Annotated in this window: 13 protein-coding genes; 8 read left to right on the forward strand and 5 right to left on the reverse strand. The window is 65.1% G+C overall.

What is annotated here, in order from left to right:
• Nucleotides 1-54 precede the first annotated feature (54 nt).
• Together J2S97_RS11535 and J2S97_RS11540 are read left to right on the forward strand one after the other, a co-directional pair.
• Nucleotides 55-1,953: a polysaccharide deacetylase family protein gene (locus J2S97_RS11535; protein ID WP_307049481.1), complete on the forward strand. Its 1,899-nt coding sequence runs from the start codon at nt 55-57 to the stop codon at nt 1,951-1,953.
• Nucleotides 1,950-3,395 (forward strand): glycosyltransferase family 2 protein, encoded by a 1,446-nt coding sequence (locus J2S97_RS11540; protein WP_307049483.1) that lies wholly within the window; start codon nt 1,950-1,952, stop codon nt 3,393-3,395. Before J2S97_RS11535 ends, J2S97_RS11540 begins: the two co-directional genes overlap by 4 nt.
• A 102-nt stretch (nt 3,396-3,497) precedes the next feature.
• Here J2S97_RS11540 and J2S97_RS11545 read toward each other — a convergent pair whose 3' ends face one another.
• Complete coding sequence (locus J2S97_RS11545) at nt 3,498-4,547, reverse strand: hypothetical protein (protein ID WP_307049485.1); 1,050 nt, start codon at nt 4,545-4,547, stop codon at nt 3,498-3,500.
• A 341-nt stretch (nt 4,548-4,888) separates the two neighbouring features.
• Between J2S97_RS11545 and J2S97_RS11550 the strand changes: the two genes are divergently transcribed.
• The 3 genes from J2S97_RS11550 (at nt 4,889) to sufU (ending at nt 9,573) form a co-directional block, all read left to right on the forward strand.
• Nucleotides 4,889-7,636, forward strand: coding sequence for a helix-turn-helix domain-containing protein (locus J2S97_RS11550; RefSeq protein ID WP_307049487.1), 2,748 nt, complete (start codon nt 4,889-4,891; stop codon nt 7,634-7,636).
• Nucleotides 7,637-7,759: 123 nt separating this feature from the next.
• A complete protein-coding gene (locus J2S97_RS11555) occupies nt 7,760-9,091 on the forward strand; it encodes a SufS family cysteine desulfurase (RefSeq protein WP_307049489.1) in 1,332 nt (443 codons plus the stop codon).
• The gene (sufU, locus tag J2S97_RS11560) at nt 9,088-9,573 is read left to right on the forward strand and encodes a Fe-S cluster assembly sulfur transfer protein SufU (protein WP_307049491.1); all 486 of its coding nucleotides are present in this window, start codon (nt 9,088-9,090) and stop codon (nt 9,571-9,573) included. Before J2S97_RS11555 ends, sufU begins: the two co-directional genes overlap by 4 nt.
• On the opposite strand, the gene J2S97_RS11565 is transcribed toward sufU, so the two are convergent.
• Nucleotides 9,570-9,794: a helix-turn-helix domain-containing protein gene (locus J2S97_RS11565; RefSeq protein ID WP_307049493.1), complete on the reverse strand. Its 225-nt coding sequence runs from the start codon at nt 9,792-9,794 to the stop codon at nt 9,570-9,572. The two genes, sufU and J2S97_RS11565, sit on opposite strands and share 4 nt — an antisense overlap.
• 197 nt (nt 9,795-9,991) lie before the next feature.
• Between J2S97_RS11565 and J2S97_RS11570 the strand changes: the two genes are divergently transcribed.
• From J2S97_RS11570 to J2S97_RS11580, 3 genes are all read left to right on the forward strand, one after another.
• Nucleotides 9,992-10,129, forward strand: a complete 138-nt coding sequence (locus tag J2S97_RS11570; protein WP_307049495.1) for a hypothetical protein — start codon at nt 9,992-9,994, stop codon at nt 10,127-10,129.
• Nucleotides 10,130-10,603: 474 nt separating this feature from the next.
• Nucleotides 10,604-12,109 carry a polysaccharide pyruvyl transferase family protein gene (locus J2S97_RS11575; protein WP_307049497.1) on the forward strand — a complete coding sequence of 502 codons (1,506 nt, stop codon included), beginning with the start codon at nt 10,604-10,606 and terminating at the stop codon, nt 12,107-12,109.
• Nucleotides 12,109-13,092 (forward strand): glycosyltransferase family 2 protein, encoded by a 984-nt coding sequence (locus J2S97_RS11580; protein WP_307049499.1) that lies wholly within the window; start codon nt 12,109-12,111, stop codon nt 13,090-13,092. The genes J2S97_RS11575 and J2S97_RS11580 overlap by 1 nt, the downstream gene beginning before the upstream one ends.
• Before the next feature lie 54 nt (nt 13,093-13,146).
• Here J2S97_RS11580 and J2S97_RS11585 read toward each other — a convergent pair whose 3' ends face one another.
• The 3 genes from J2S97_RS11585 to J2S97_RS11595 all read right to left on the reverse strand — a co-directional run bounded on the left by J2S97_RS11585 (nt 13,147) and on the right by J2S97_RS11595 (nt 15,418).
• A complete protein-coding gene (locus J2S97_RS11585) occupies nt 13,147-13,368 on the reverse strand; it encodes an SCO4848 family membrane protein (protein WP_307049501.1) in 222 nt (73 codons plus the stop codon).
• A gap of 5 nt (nt 13,369-13,373) precedes the next feature.
• Nucleotides 13,374-13,871, reverse strand: coding sequence for a DUF2505 domain-containing protein (locus J2S97_RS11590; RefSeq protein ID WP_307049503.1), 498 nt, complete (start codon nt 13,869-13,871; stop codon nt 13,374-13,376).
• A gap of 68 nt (nt 13,872-13,939) precedes the next feature.
• Nucleotides 13,940-15,418, reverse strand: coding sequence for an SDR family oxidoreductase (locus J2S97_RS11595; RefSeq protein WP_307049504.1), 1,479 nt, complete (start codon nt 15,416-15,418; stop codon nt 13,940-13,942).
• Nucleotides 15,419-15,452 lie beyond the last annotated feature (34 nt).

Raw genomic sequence — 15,452 nt, forward strand, 5'->3', positions numbered from 1 at the left:
CGTTGCCAGTCCAGAGGCTCCACGGGCTCGAAAACAAGAATCGAGTCGATTCCCATGAGGTTGAAAACTTCCGGGCGAATAGCAGGCCAGACTGACGTGGACGCCGGGCGGCACGGACTGCGAAAATGGGCACGCACGGCCGTGACGGCGATGGGCATCATGGCCCTGGCGGTCTCGGGACTGACCACGCTGGCCTTCCCGGCCCAGGCGGCGGCGCCCACCGTGGTTTCGTTGACGTTCGACGACGGCAACGCCAACCAGATGACCGCTGCCCAGATCATGAACAACTACGGGCTGGACGGGACCTTCTATATTCCTTCAGGGAATGTAAACAATGCCGGTTATATGACAGTCGCGAACCTTCAAGGTCTGGCAGCCAGTGGTCACGAGATCGGCGCACACACCGTGACCCACTCCGATCTGACGACCCTGCCCTCAGACGAGGTCACCCGCCAGGTATGCAACGACAGGGTCAACCTCACCAACTGGGGTTTCCGGGTGACGAGTTTCGCCTATCCTTTCAGCGCGGTCAATCCGGCCGTGCAGACCACAGTGAAAAACTGTGGCTATAACAGCGCACGTGCGCTCGGAGACCTTCAATCCCGCTTTGGATGTTCGGGGTGCGTTTTTGCGGAAACCGTTCCTCCCCAAAATCCATTTCGCACCGCGGCTTTGGATCAAGTGGATAGCCCGTGGACACTGGCTGATTTTCAAAATAGCGTGACCAGAGCTGAAAGTGCGGGTGGATGGGTCCAATTTACTTTTCACCACATATCGTCCACGCCCGGCCCGCTCAGCATCAGTCCTACGCTCTTCACTCAATTCGCTTCTTGGCTAAAAACCCGGCCCGCCACAACAACCGTCAAGACGGTGGACCAGGTCGTCGGCGGCACCGTAAAGCCTGCCGTCTCCGGCCCGGCATTGCCTCCGACGCCATCGAGCGGCAACCTGGTCAAGAACCCGAGCCTCGAAACCATGGCCAGCGGTGCGCCCCAGTGCTGGCAGGCGGCCGGCTACGGCACGAATTCGCGTACCTTCAATACAGTGAGCCCGGGACGCACAGGGTCGACGGCAGGGCGTCTGGTTGTGACGGGCTATGCCAATGGCGATGCGAAATGGCTGCCGTCACTGGACCTCGGCGGATGCTCGCCGACAGCAACGCCCGGGCACACGTATACGCTCGGCGCCTGGTACAAATCCACGGCCAACACCCAGTTTGCCCTCTACTACCGGACCGGCCTTGGATACTGGGTCTACTGGACCTCGAGTCCGTGGTTCGGGCCTGCCACAACCTTCCAGAAAGCGAGCTGGACAACACCTGCCCTGCCCGCGGGAGCCAGCGGCATCAGCTTCGGGCTCAACCTCTTCAGCAACGGAACGCTCGTCACGGACGACTACGAAATGATCGACACCGCCTCGTCCCCACCGCCCCCACCGCCACCGCCGGCGCCGGCCGGTACGAACCTGGTGCAGAACGCCAGCCTTGAAACGGCGGGCGCAGGGTCGACGCCACAGTGCTGGCAGACCGCCGGGTACGGTTCGAATACCGCGTCCTTCAGCACCGTGGCCACGGCCAGGACCGGGACAAAGGCCGAACGCCTCGTGGTGAGCAACTACGTGAACGGTGACGCGAAGCTCCTGCCGGCCCTGGACTCCGGCTCGTGCGCGCCGGCTGCAGTCGCTGGCCGTACCTATTCGCTTCGCGCCTGGTACACCTCGACGACGGTGACGCAGTTCGCCGTGTATTACCGGAACTCTGCCGGTACGTGGGTCTACTGGACCTCCAGCCCGTGGTTTGCCGCCGCAGGCTCCTATACGCAGGCGAGCTTCACCACCCCCGCGTTGCCCGCCGGCGCAACCGCAATCAGCTTTGGGCTGAGCCTCTTCAGGAACGGCACCCTGACGACGGACGACTATGCCATGTACGACACGATTGGAGCGCCGTCACTGTGATAGCCGTCTACGTTGTCCTTGTCCTCGGAATCAGCACGGTCTTCTGGTCGTTTGTTGGGCTGTTGCGCCTGGCCAATGAGCAGTACATCCGCCGGGTGGCGCTGGGGCCCCCGCTGAGCGGGCGAGCGCTCAGGCTCCTCCAGCGGTGGCCGCTGGCCAACCGGATCGGTGCCGGCGTCCACGGCGCCCACACCCTGCCGGCGCCACGGGCACACCGGGGGCAGTTCCAGCGGGAGCACGGCCGCCACCGTGCCAGGGACCCCAGGATCATGCCGGCACATGTTGCGATACTGATTGCCGCCCACAACGAAGCGCTGGTCATCAGTGAGACCATCCGGGCCGCCGCGGTGCTGGTGCCGCTCCGGAACATCCACGTGATCTCGGACATGTCCACGGACGACACTGCAGCCATTGCCCGCGCAGCCGGCGTCAAGGTTCTGGAACTCGAACCGAACAGGGGGAAAGCCGGCGCGCTTGCCGCAGGGATCGCCCATTTCGAGCTGTGCCGGAAATTCAAGGTAGTAATGATGCTTGACGCGGATACCCGGCCAACGCCGGACTATCTGGAGACGGGCCTGCCGCTCTTCCTTGATCCCGCCGTGGTTGCCGTTGCCGGCCGGGCAAAGTCGATCATGACGCCGCCGGCCCCCACTGCGCTTGGCCGTTTCCTGGTGGCCTACCGGGAACGGCTCTACGTCGTGGTGCAGCTGCTGCTCAAATATGGCCAGGCAGCCAGGGGAGCAAACGTCGTATCCATCGTGCCCGGCTTCGCGAGCATGTACCGGACAAATGCACTCGCGAAAATCAAGGTGCTGGCACCCGGGCTGGTCATCGAGGACTTCAACATGACGTTTGAAATCCATGCGAAGAAGCTGGGGCGGATCGCGTTCCACCCCTCAGCCGCCGTGGCCTATACGCAGGATCCGGACAACCTGCAGGACTACACCAGACAGGTCCGCCGTTGGATCCTCGGCTTCTGGCAGACGGTACGCCGGCACCGGCTGCAGGCCGGAAAATTCTGGTTCGTGCTGGTGTTCTATATCGTCGAACTCGTCGTAAGCTGCATGTTCTTCGTGTTGCTGATTCCGGTCTTCCTGCTATCACTCGTAGCGGCGATGCAAGTACAGGCGTTCGGCGAGAACGGCGAATCCTTCCTGTACCTCTCCGGACTCATGCGTCCGCAGGACGTCCTGCTGGGTGTCCTGCTCCCGGACTTCCTGCTGACCGTCGTCGCGGCGGTGGCACTCCGCCGGCCCGGCATCCTGCTGATGGCGCCATTCTTTCCCTTCATGCGGATCCTCGACTCGGTCATTTGCCTGATGGTGCTTCCCCGGGCCTTCTCGGCGGCGTCATCGGGGGTGTGGGTCAGCCCCGTGCGGCGCGTCCAGGGGGAGGCGCTCGAACTCGAGGAGGCCACGGCGGGGGCGGGAGTCACCCGCTAGCGCCGTCGTCGGGCCCCCTGAACCGGAAACGAAAAGCGCCCCTCCCGCAGGACCATCAAGTCCTGCGGGAGGGGCGCCTTTGCGTTCACCGCGGTGCTGCGGTTACCAGCTCACACCGGAAGTGGTTTGGACGTTCAGCCACGGTCCTGCCGGGACATCTGCGCGGTCAACAAACCTCCAGGAGACGTGATCGCCGCTGCCGTCCAGCTCGGCAAAGCCGAGGCAGCCGTTCAGTGCGGGAGAAACATCCATTCCCGCGCCCTGGGTGCCGTCGGCGGAGAAGTCGGTGTTGGCCGGGCGGGCATCGGCCGCACCGAAGACATAGTTCGCGTCATGGTATTCGGACCCGCTGGAAGGACCGGCATCTTCGATCTGCCCGTAGCAGACATTGCCGTTGGGACCGGTCATCTGCACCCAGCGGTTCTTCATGTACGAGTAGTTGCCGTCTGCGCAGTGGTCGACACCGGTGGCGGCGTTGTCCGCGGCAGCCCACGGGATGACCTGGCAGCGCTGCTGGAACGCGACGCTGTCATTGACGTCGTCATAGGGCAGGTCGAGGTAGAACGGGTTCTCCAGCGGAGCGGGCTGGTTCTTGGGGAAGTACCCGTTGGAGGCGTCGCGTGCTTCCGTGGCGCACGTGAACGAGCTGCCGGAGCCGGAGCTCACGCCGTCGCAGCCGCCGTAAATGCTGCCGGGGCAGCCCGAGGCCGAATCCGGCGTGGTTCCGGCATTGATCCCGGTGTGTTGGAAGGCCCACTGGCCGTTGTATGTCGAACAGACCTGGGAGCCGTCGGCAAGGTTGGCGTTGAAGATTTCGCCCACCCAGAAAGTGGTGCTCACGACGTTGGTGTGCAACGGGTACTTGCTGGCGGCCGGTGCGGCGGCGGGGGCTGCCGCTGCCACGGCAACGGTGGCAGGAGCTGCAGGAGCTGCTTCCTGGGCGGAAACGGCAGCGGGTGCAGGTTCCTCGACGGGAGCCGCAGCCGGAGCCGAACTAGGTGACGGTGATGTCTTCGCCGTTGCCGGCGCTGCTTCTGCGCTGGCCGATGAAGGACTGGTGGAGGCCGACGGGCTCGGCGCCGTTTGCGCGGCGCAGCCGGCGGTCAATACTCCGATAAGGAGGATCAACACAGCCATGATTGGGGTGGTCATGTGTTTCATTTTTTTATTGGGATACATATCTGTCGGGGACATTAACAGGGTTGGCCGATGCCCGTTAAAGGGCACGCCAAGTACGGGTCATGACCGCCAGATCGGCGCGGCTGTGGCCGCGCCGAAAAATCGTTGCCGGAGTGAAAACCAGCTGCGCCGCTTACTCCCCAGAAGCAGCCAGCGGGACCGTCAGGAGACCCGTAGAGACCGTTAACACCCGCTCCACTTTACACGGATGCCTGTGGGTAGCCTGAACGGTCCTGCGGGAGGCGGGCCGGGATATTCGAGTAGTCACTACTCACGCCAACACAACCAGTAGCTAGGTAGCGTAGGACTTGCTAATGCCGGCAGATGGGTTGGGGGCGGTCCGGAACTTCACGCTCCGCGGCAAAGGAATCGACGCAACCATGGACGTTTGGGCAGGAAATTCACCTTTCCCCCGGGTCATTCGGGTGACCGAACTGCGGGCGGCCATCGACGAACTCACCGGCTCCGAGAGTTCAGGAGTCATTGTTACGGGGGCTGCCGGCTCAGGCCGGACCAGGCTCCTTGCCGCCGCCGCTGAGGCGCTTTCCGGACAGCTGACAGTTATCGCCCACAACATTCCCGAATCCTGCCGCCGGATGAAGTTCGGCATCGGCAGCGTGTTGGCGCCGGCCTTGCCCGCCGGGTTCAAGGTGTCTCCGCTAACCATTGTCAGGGCCTGCCGCGATGCCCTGCGAAGCCAGGACCCCGGAGCAACCGGGATCCTGCTGGTCCTGGACAATGTGGACCACCTTGACGGCACATCGCTGTGGGTCCTGAACCAGCTTCTCGCAGAGCCGGACATCAAGATGCTGGCAAGCCACCGTTCCGACCGGCAACTGCAGATGGAACTGATGGAATCCGTGGTGGCCAGGCAGCTGTCCGTCGTGACCCTGGAGGAACTGACGCTGGAACAGCTCCGGACCTTCCTTGAGTACCGCTTGCCTGCCCGGCCCTGCCGCAACCTGGTGCGGGACATCCACGCGGCCTCCGGCGCCAACGCGTTAACGGCCAGTTGGCTCGTCGAAGAAGCTTTGGCGGGCGGGCAGATTGTGGAGCATGACGGCAGTTGCGCCATGGCCCATCCACCGGGACCGGGTGAAGCGCGGCAATTTGACCTGGCCCGGCGGCGGATTGAGGCCCTCCCGCCGGTCCAGCGCCAAGTGGTCGAATTCCTGGCGGCTGCTGATCCGGCTCCGCTGTCCGTCCTTGCCAGGGCGGTGCCGCCGGAGGCGCTGGCCGCATTGGAACAGCGCCACGTGATCCGACTTCAGATCAGAAGCGACGGCGGGGCGGACGTCACCCTGAACCACGAGGTCGAGGCCAGCGCTGCCCGGCATTTCCCCGGCGGGGTGAAGCCGTTGGAGATGCAGGACAAAGCTTCCGCCATCTCCGGCCGTCCGGGTGAGGAGTCGCTGTGGGATCTCCTGCGGCGGGTGGAGGCCGCATTGGAAGCCGGATGGGCTGTTCCGGACCTGGATCTCCTGGCTGTGGCCACCACCGCAAACAACCTCTATGACAGCGAGCGGGCGCTGCGGGCGGCCCAAACCATCAAGGCACCCGAGCTCCAGCTGATGGCGCAGACGGAGGCCGCCCGTGCCCTGTTCCACTCCCGGCAGTACGGCAAGAGCGCGGAGCTGCTCCGAACCCTCGTGGAAACGACGCCGGCAGTCCTCAGCATTGAGTTCGCCCGCGCCGTGGCACTGCTTCTGCAGGCGTTGATGCCGACGGATCCCGGCCGCGACGCGCTCAACTCGGTGCTCGACACGGCAAGGCGGCGCTTGAGCCTGGCGGCCGCCGCATCGGTTGGTGATACGGCAGCCGACACCTACCAGAACGCCGTCCAGGATGAGCTGGACGTCCTGCAGCTGTTCCTGGAGGCACGGGAAGGAAACTGGCCCAGCCCGGGCGGGGAACTCTTCCACCGGCTCTGTCCCGCCGGCTTCTGCGAAGCCGGACACACCGGTCCTGACCACGCACCGGGAACCCACGCCGGCATCCTGCTCCTGGCGCTGGCCTCGCAGGGACTGTCCGTACGGGGAAAGTCCGCTGACGCCGTCGAACTTTCCACCCGGGCGCTCAACGCGGTGGAGCGCCTGCCACGGTGCAGCGTTGATCTCCACTCCACGGTGCTGACCATCCACGCCTCCAACCTGACGAGGGTGGGGTGCGTTCCCGGGGCCGCGGCCGAACGTCCCGGCAACAACTGGATGAGCTATCCGGGAGGTCCTCTTCAACTTTTCCGGGCCATGATGTTCTGCCGCCACGCAGCCGCCGGCCGTGCAGCGGGGCCCGCACACGGTGCGGGCGGCGGAACCACCGGTGACCCGGATGACCTGCTTGCTCTCACGCTTGGCGCGCAGGCCACGGCCGACTGGCTGGCGTGGGACCTGGCGCAGGTGCCCGGGCGTGCGGTTTCGCCGGCAGACGGCAGGGCCACCGACGGCGACGTCGCGGCCAAGCTCGCCGAAACCTACGCCGCCGTGGCCCGGCCGGCCGTTACCGGGGCCGCAGGTCCGCCCCCGAGGACCCTCCGAAAGCCCGCCAAGGCGCCCGGCGGCGGCAGCAGGGGCCGCAGGGCACTGGAACTCCTGAACCTCGGGGTGACGGCACGGCCTGAGAAGCCGGGCATTGAACAGGCCGCCGACGGGGCACCCGAATGGCGGTGGTCGAGCGATGGAAACAGCGGGCCGGTACCCCGTGAAGCCCTGCCCCGTGAAGCCCTATCCGGTGAGCCGCTGCCCGGTGAGCCGCTGCCGGGCGAACCGCTGGAGTGGCTGCCCGGCGGCGGGGGCCGGCGGGCCGGACGGAGCGCCGAGCGGACTTCCGGCGGAGCAGCGAAGAACAGGCTGGCCGTGGCCGACCCCGCCAGGCTTTCACTGCGGGAACGTGAAGTGGCAGTTCTTGTCGTCTCAGGCATGGGGAGCGCCCGCGTCGCGGCGGAGCTCGGGATCGCTGTGAATACGGTGAACGCCCATCTGCAAAGGATCTACGGCAAACTTGGGGTTTCCCGGCGCCAGGAGCTCGCTGAACTGTGGAAGAGCCTGGACGGGGCAGGGCAGTGATGCCGGGCGGAACCCGCGCCGGTCAATAGTGGGACAATTGAGGAGTAGCACCGCGGACCCAAGCGGTGTGCCTGGCCGCGGCACTGAGCTGTCGGCAGGTCTTGCCTATCAAGGAGCTCCAGTTTGGTCATGGTATCCACTCCCGCTACCGCAGACACCCAGGTCGCGCTAAGCGAAGTCGAGGTCCTGCGTATCCGCAACGACTTCCCGGTGCTGGATCAGGAAGTCAACGGCAGCCCCCTCGTTTACCTGGATTCCGGTGCCACGTCGCAGAACCCGCGCAGCGTGCTCGAAGCCGAGCAGGAGTTTTACGAACTGAGGAATGCGGCGGTGCACCGCGGCGCCCACCATCTGGCCGTCCAGGCCACCGACGCGTTTGAGGACGCCCGGGCAACCGTGGCCGGCTTTGTGGGCGTTGCGGAGGACGAGCTCGTCTGGACCGCCAATGCCACTGCCGGGCTCAACCTCCTTGCGTACGCCTTCTCCAACGCCAGTATCGGCACTGTCGGCGGCGAGGCCGGCCGTTTCGCCCTCGGCCCCGGGGACGAGGTGGTGGTGACGGAAATGGAACACCACGCGAACCTGATTCCGTGGCAGGAACTCTGCCGGCGCACCGGAGCCACGCTCAAGTTCATCCCCATCGACGACGACGGCGCGTTGCGGCTTGAGGAGGCGTCCCGCCTTGTCACCGGACGCACCAGGATCCTTGCCTTCACACACGCGTCGAATGTGCTCGGAACCATCAACCCGGTGTCCGAGCTCGTGCGGCTGGCGCGGGCAGTGGGCGCCCTGGTGGTGCTGGACGCCTGCCAGTCCGCGCCGCACCTACCCTTGGACTTCAAGGCCCTCGACGTCGATTTCGCCGTTTTCTCCGGCCACAAGATGCTGGCTCCCACGGGCATCGGCGGCGTCTACGGGAGGCGGGAACTCCTGAACGCAATGCCACCGTTCCTTACCGGAGGCTCCATGATCACGACCGTGACGATGGAAAAAGCCGAGTACCTCCCTGCGCCGCAGCGGTTCGAAGCCGGCACACAGCCCATCTCGCAGGCGGTGGCGCTCGCTGCTGCGGCGAACTACCTGCGCGAAACAGGCATGGAACGCATTGCCGGCTGGGAAGCCTCCCTGGGCCAGCGGCTGGTCCGCGGGCTGAGCGCCATCGACGGTGTCCGCGTCGTGGGGCCGGCGGCAGGCGTTGAACGGCTCGGCCTGGCCGCCTTCGACGTTGCCGGCGTGCACGCGCACGACGTCGGACAGTACCTGGACAGCAAGGGCATCGCCGTCCGCGTGGGGCACCACTGCGCGCAGCCGCTCCACCGCCGGCTGGGCCTGACCGCCACCACCCGGGCGAGCACGTACCTGTACAACACCACTGACGAAGTGGACCTCCTGCTTGAGGCTGTAGCCCAGGTCCGGCCCTACTTCGGTGTAGCGGGCGCGGGGGCATCCAAATGAGCGCGCTGGATGCGATGTACCAGCAACTGATCCTGGAGCATGCGAAGACCCGCAGCGGATCAGACCTGACGGCTGACCAAGCCGCGGCCATGCCTGAACAAGCCGGGGTGGGGCAGTGTCATCAGCTGAATCCGGTCTGCGGCGACGAGATAACGCTTCGCCTTGAGCTGGAGGCGGCCGGAACGCAGCCGACTGTGAAAGGCATCCACTGGCACGGAGACGGCTGTGCCATCTCAATGGCCTCCGCCTCAATACTGACCGAACTGTCCGAAGGGGCGACGCCGGGGGAGCTGGATGAAATGATCGGCCATTTCAGGGAGCTCATGCGCTCACGCGGCCGGTTGGAGCCGGACGAAGAAATCCTGGGTGATGCGGCGGCCCTGGCGGGCGTGGCAAAGTATCCGGCCAGGGTCAAGTGCGCCATGCTGGCGTGGGTGGCTGCCGAGGACGCCCTGCGGCAGGCCGTATCCACCAGCAGTTAGGTGCGGCCAGCGTCCGGGTTCTCTTCATCCGCCAGTGTTGAGTGGTGCTGGACGTAGTCTTCGATGGCGTGCTCGGGGACCCGGTAGGACCTGCCGAACCGGACTGCCGGCAGATCGTGCGCCTTGACGAGCCGGTACACGGTCATCCGCGAAAGCCGCATGACTTCTGCGACCTCGGAAACTGTGAGGAAACGGGTATTGGAAAAACCTTCAGCGGCCACTGTTCTCAGCTCTCCTGCGACGTAGTTCGATCCTGAGGACGTACTTGAATCCTGAGATAAACGTCGCTGAGCCGATCGCCGATCTTACCGCTACTTTATGGCATGGTGAGCTTGATGTGAAGAGCGCACAGCAATGGGGATAAAGACAAGTAGTGACTACTCTAGTGGCGTCCGGGGCGTCCCAGTAGCCTCTTAATATGGCTGATATCCAGGACGACGGTGAATGGCGGCAAACGCAGCACAGGATTCGCAGGGCGGAAATTGTGTGCGTTATAGCGCTGGTGGTGCTTACGGCGCTCACCATCATTGCCGGCTTCTCGGATTTTGTCCGGTAGCTCCGAAGGGGTGGGATATCAGGCAGTGCAAACAAAAACTCCGGCAGGTGGGGACCAACCGGAGCTTTGATTGTGTTGTGGAAATTTGATTAGTGGGGAAATACAAGAATTACCCACGCGATAAGCCCCAATAGAGTAAGGGCGAAATATAACGACCAATTTCTACGGTCGTTTTTACGGTGGCTTCCGTGCCAAACCCGCTCCATATCGTTCGCATCCATAGCAGAAATCTATGGCTTATCACGATCAGATAACAGCGTGGCCTCCACCTCATTTATGCCCCCGCCTACTCCATTTTCCGCGCGAGGTACTCGAGTGTCCGGCGACCGCCGGGTTGTTTCCGGATACGTCGGCTGTCCGGGCGGGAGGACCGGCAAAGGCGGTAGTCTGGTTGCGCGCCAGCGGTCCGTGCACGTTACGTTCCCGGCTGCGCAATCAGTCAGTCAGGTAGTAGCAGTAGAAGAGGACCGTCAAGTGAAGTTCGTGGTGCAGGGTGATCTGGGCCAGGGGGCTTATCACGTCGGCGATGAGGCAATGACGGTTGCCGCGGTGGATGAGCTTTCCAAGCGGACCGATGCGTCCTTTGTGCTGCTATCCCGCGACCCGCAACAGACGGCTGAACTTTACGGCACCGGTTCTGTGCCAACCATTGAATTCCCATGGCCGCCGGCCGAACGGAGCGCGCATTTGGAGCGGGTACGCCGTGCCGCCCGGGGCGACCGTGCCGCCCTCCCGCCAGCCGATCACGTTTGGGGCGTTATCGAGGAAGTGGCGACCTCTGACGGCGTACTAATTGCCGGCGGCGGCAACATGAACTCCCTTTACGGCTGGCTGCTGTACGAGCGCGCCGCGGTCGGCATCATTGCCAGGGAATTGGGCAAGCCGCTGGTGGTCAGCGGCCAGACCTTCGGCCCCACCCTGCTGCCGCAGGACCGGAAGGTGCTCCATGAACTCCTTGATTGCGCCGCGTTGGTCGGCGCCCGCGAACCTGTTTCGTATGCCTTGGGGTTTGAGTTCGGCCTCGGATCGGAAAAGCTTGTCCGCGTGCTCGATGACGGTAGCTTCCTGCCGTCGCAGGTGGACCCCGTGCCGGCGGCCGTGGCTGCCGGCCTGCCGGAGGACGGTTACATCGCAGCAACGGTCGGCCCTGATGCCTGGCGGGAGGGAACACGCACCCTGGACGGGATCGCAGCGGTGTTGGACCGGGCCGCACAGCTGACACGCCTGCCGGTTTACCTGCTGCCGCACATGGGAGCCCTCGGATCTGCAGGCAACGGCCCGGACCACGATTCCCACCGCACCGTAATGGCGCACTCCCGCTCTGGACAACTGAAAATGCTGCCGGTCCTGCCTGTCCGCACGGCCGCTGCCGTGACCGCAGCCGCCGGTCTGGTGATTACCAACCGCTACCACCCCGCTGTATTCGGCTTGGCCGCCGGCGTGCCGGTAGTCTCCCTGGCGAACGACGCCTACTCGGACATCAGGCTCTCGGGCGCCCACGGAAACTGGGGACTCGGCGATTGGGCGCTGCCGCAGCCCAGTCTTTCCCCGGGCGGAGTGGACGAAGCCGTGGCGGAGGCCTGGAACCGGCGTGACGAGATCCGGCGTCATCTGGACGCGCTACGGCCCGGATTCGAGCGTTCGCAGGCGGACTGGTGGGATGCCGTGGCTGCGGTCCTGGCGGGCGGGGGCAAGGGCGGCTATATGGGGCTGGAGGAAGCACGGCCCCTTCGTTCGCGGCAACCCTGGTCCGGCCAGGCCTCTGCCCAGAGGACGCTGTTCCGCACCTTGAGCCTGGAAATCGGCCGACTGTGGACTGACTGGGACGACGTACGGTCCCAGCGCGATGTACTCAACCATGAACGCGATGAAGCAATACGGGAAAAGGACAGAATCCTGGAATCACGAACATTCAAGGCAGCGGCGCTGCTGGGCCGCGGCGTGAGCTTTGCACGCCGACTGACCGGAAGGAAGCAGTGATGGCTGACGGCCGCGTTACGGTGGTGGTGCGGACAAAGAACCGACCGGTCCTGTTGCACCGCGCCCTGGAGAATATTGTGGGCCAGTCCTATCAGGATTTTTCCATAGTCGTCGTCAATGACGGCGGGGATCCGGCTCCGGTTGATGCTTTGGCTGAGGGTTATGGCCACCTTCCTGCCGGGAAACTGACCGTGATCCACCACCCGGCGAGCAAGGGTATGGAAGCGGCCACCAACGCAGGCATCGCGGCGGCGACGTCCGAGTATGTTGCCGTGCATGATGACGACGACCGGTGGCACCCGGACTTCCTGCTGAAGACTGTTGGCCTGTTGGACGGGAAGGCCAATGCCCAGGGCGTCGCGGTCAGGACGAACGTGGTCTACGAGGAAGTCCGTGACGGCATAATCGTGGAGACAGGCTCCTTCCCGTACTGGCCCGAACTGCAAGCCATCACGCTGACGGACATGCTGCGCATCAACAGAATCGTGCCCATTTCATTCCTGTATCGCCGGTCCGTCCATGACGAGGTCGGCTTCTACAACGAGGAACTTGACGTTGTGGGGGACTGGGAGTTCTACCTGCGGTTCCTGCAGGCCCATCCGATGGAACTGCTCGACGACGAGCCGCTGGCGTTTTGGTGCCAGCGTCCTGCGGCCAGCGGCGACATGGGCAACAGCGTCATTGCCGCCGCCGCAGAGCATGCCAAGTTCGACAGCCTCGTGCGGGATGCCTTCCTGCGGCGCGAGGCCGGAAAAACCGGAGTGGGCTACCTGTTGTACTTGGCTCAGTTGAGCGGGCAGCAGGAGGAGGCCGCGGCGGAAGCGCGGCTCCTGGCTGACAGGGTTGTGTCCACACTGGAGGACCTCAACCGGAGGATTTCGGTGCTGGAGGAGACAGTGGTCCGGCGGACCAGTGTTTTCGAGTTCGTGGGCAGGCCGGTCCGGGTGGCAGCCCGGTTGTGGAAGTCCCGCCAAAAGAACTAGGACGGTTCCTTCCGGCCGGAGCGTGCCGGCCGGAAGGAACAGCCGCCCTGGCGGCTAGGCGGCCAGGCCGGCGATGCCGATCGCCGCCGTGGCGGCACCGAGCACCATGGAGACGGACACCAGGACCACGTGCACCGTCAGGAACTTGGTGGCCTTACCTGCTGCGTCCCGGGCCCGCGGGTCCTTCATCACGCGCCGCAGGAACTGGGGCCAGACCACCAGGGACCAGACGCCGGCAATGATCAGGATCCAGGCAAGTGCTACGGGGAGCTGCACGGGGGTTAGTGGCTTTCCAGCCAGGCCTGCGCCTGCTGCGACTGGATGTTCAGTGCCTTGCCCACCATGGGCTCGGCCGCATCGGCGATCTTGCCGCCGAGGAACGGGACCGAGGAAGTCACGCTGCCTTCAAGCTCAACGCGGGTGCTGCCGCCGTCGGCGATGAGCCGCTGCACAGCGCTCACGTCGAGCGGTGCACCGGCAATCTTCAGGCTGATATTGCTCTGCCGCGAGCCGTCCGCAGCGGGCGCTTCCCAGGTCTCAAGCTGGGTTACGGTGAGGCTTTCGCCCACGAACTTGCGGGCAATCTCCGGCAGCCGGGTGGTGGGCAGGGTGCGCACCGAAGTGGTGCTGAAAGCGCCGGCAACATCGCCGTCGACCTTGAATGATTCAAGGGTTCCGCCAACCAGTTCACTGGTGTGGCGTTGGAAATCTTCATTGGCGAACACCGCCGCTACGCGATCGACGCTGTGCGGCAGGGTGGTGGAAGCACTCAGTGCCATTGTTCCTCCATTGGTTGGGGGTATGGGCCATGGTTTTTGCCTCACACATCCTACGTTGCGTGCCCCGCCTACTCCGATTCGGCCGCCTCCAGCTTCTGCGCTGCGGCCGTGATGTTGTGCGACATCGCGGGAAAGATGACGCTGTGGAACGGGAGCACGGCGAGCCAGTACAGCCGGCCGCTGAGGCCCTTCGGGAAAAAGATGGCGCGCTGCCTGTACCGGCTGCCGGTGCCGTCAGGTTCCACTGACAGCTCCAGCCAGGCACGGCCCGGGGCGCGCATTTCGGCCCGCAGCCTCAGCAGCCGGCCGCGGTCGATCCGCTCGGCACGCCACCAGTCCACCACCTCTCCCTCGGCAAGCAGGTGCGGGTGCCGCCGGCCGCGCAGCAGTCCGGCCCCTCCGGTCAGCTTGTCCAGCCACCCGCGGACCCGCCACGCCAGCGGCAGCGAGTACCAGCCGTTGCGGCCGCCGATGCCCTCGATGATGGTCCACACATACTTGGGGTCCACCGGGCTGGAATAGCTCCGCTCGTCGACGTACACCCGGTGCCCGGACCAGTCGGGGTCGCTCGGCAGCGGATCGGCATCCGCGCCCGCGCTGGCCCAGGTCGTTTCCACCTGGGCGTCGCGCTCCTTGCCCAGGGCGAGGGCTACGGCGCGCCGGTACGGGGTCAGGCCGGCCTCAGGCACCGGGATGTACGTGTCGATGTCATGCTCCCTGGACACGGCGTCGTGTTGCAGCGACTGGACCAGGGGCAGGGCCATGGACAGCGGGATCGGCGTGGTCAGGGCAACCCACATACCGGCGAGTTTTGGCGCGGGAATGGGCAGCGCCAGCACCACGCGGTGCGGCAGTCCCGCCTCGGCAGCGTACTCCTGCATCATTCCCGCATAGGACAGTACCTGCCGGCAGCCGATGTCGAAGGTGCGGTTGATGGGCCCTTCCAGGGATGCGGCGGCGACGAGGTAATGCAGAACGTCCCGTATCGCGATGGCCTCAATCCTGTTCCGCACCCAGCTCGGCGCCGGCATAAGGGGGAGGGTTTCTGAGAGGTGCCGGATCATCTCGAAAGACGCCGACCCGGATCCGATAACGACTCCGGCCTGGAACACGACAGCGTCCACCGGACCCGTGAGGAAGACCTTGCCCACGGCTTCGCGGGACCGCATGTGTGTTGAGAGTTCGGCGCCTTCCGGATGCAGCCCGCCGAGGTAGACGATTCTCGCCACACCGGCGTCGGCTGCGGCCTTTGCGGCGGTTTCCGCCATGGCCTTCTCCTTGGCCTCGAAGCCGGCGCCCGCGGCCATCGAGTGGACCAGGTAGTAGAGCACGTCGACGCCGTCCAGCGCTGCGCGGAGCACGTCGCCGTCGTCGAGGCTGCCGGGGATGACGTCTACCTGCTCCAGCCACGGCACGCCGGCGATCTTGGCCGGGGTCCGGACGACGACTTTTACCGTGTGCCCGGCCTCGAGGAGCCGGGGGACCAGCCGACCGCCGACATAGCCGGTGGCACCGGTGACAAGCACGGTCTTGGGGGTGCCGTTCATTGGATCTCCTCGGAACGTTGCTGGAAGGCGTCGA

The sequence above is a fragment of the Arthrobacter oryzae genome (genome assembly GCF_030812315.1).
Classification (GTDB): Bacteria; Actinomycetota; Actinomycetes; order Actinomycetales; family Micrococcaceae; genus Arthrobacter; species Arthrobacter oryzae_B.

Coding starts and splice junctions, on each gene's coding strand:
- J2S97_RS11535 (WP_307049481.1), top strand. CDS start 55: ATGAGGTTGAAAACTTCCGGGCGAATAGCAGGCCAGACTGACGTGGAC.
- J2S97_RS11580 (WP_307049499.1), top strand. CDS start 12,109: ATGGCTGACGGCCGCGTTACGGTGGTGGTGCGGACAAAGAACCGACCG.
- J2S97_RS11570 (WP_307049495.1), top strand. CDS start 9,992: ATGGCTGATATCCAGGACGACGGTGAATGGCGGCAAACGCAGCACAGG.
- J2S97_RS11550 (WP_307049487.1), top strand. CDS start 4,889: ATGCCGGCAGATGGGTTGGGGGCGGTCCGGAACTTCACGCTCCGCGGC.
- J2S97_RS11590 (WP_307049503.1), bottom strand. CDS start 13,871: ATGGCACTGAGTGCTTCCACCACCCTGCCGCACAGCGTCGATCGCGTA.
- sufU (WP_307049491.1), top strand. CDS start 9,088: ATGAGCGCGCTGGATGCGATGTACCAGCAACTGATCCTGGAGCATGCG.
- J2S97_RS11545 (WP_307049485.1), bottom strand. CDS start 4,547: ATGACCACCCCAATCATGGCTGTGTTGATCCTCCTTATCGGAGTATTG.
- J2S97_RS11595 (WP_307049504.1), bottom strand. CDS start 15,418: ATGAACGGCACCCCCAAGACCGTGCTTGTCACCGGTGCCACCGGCTAT.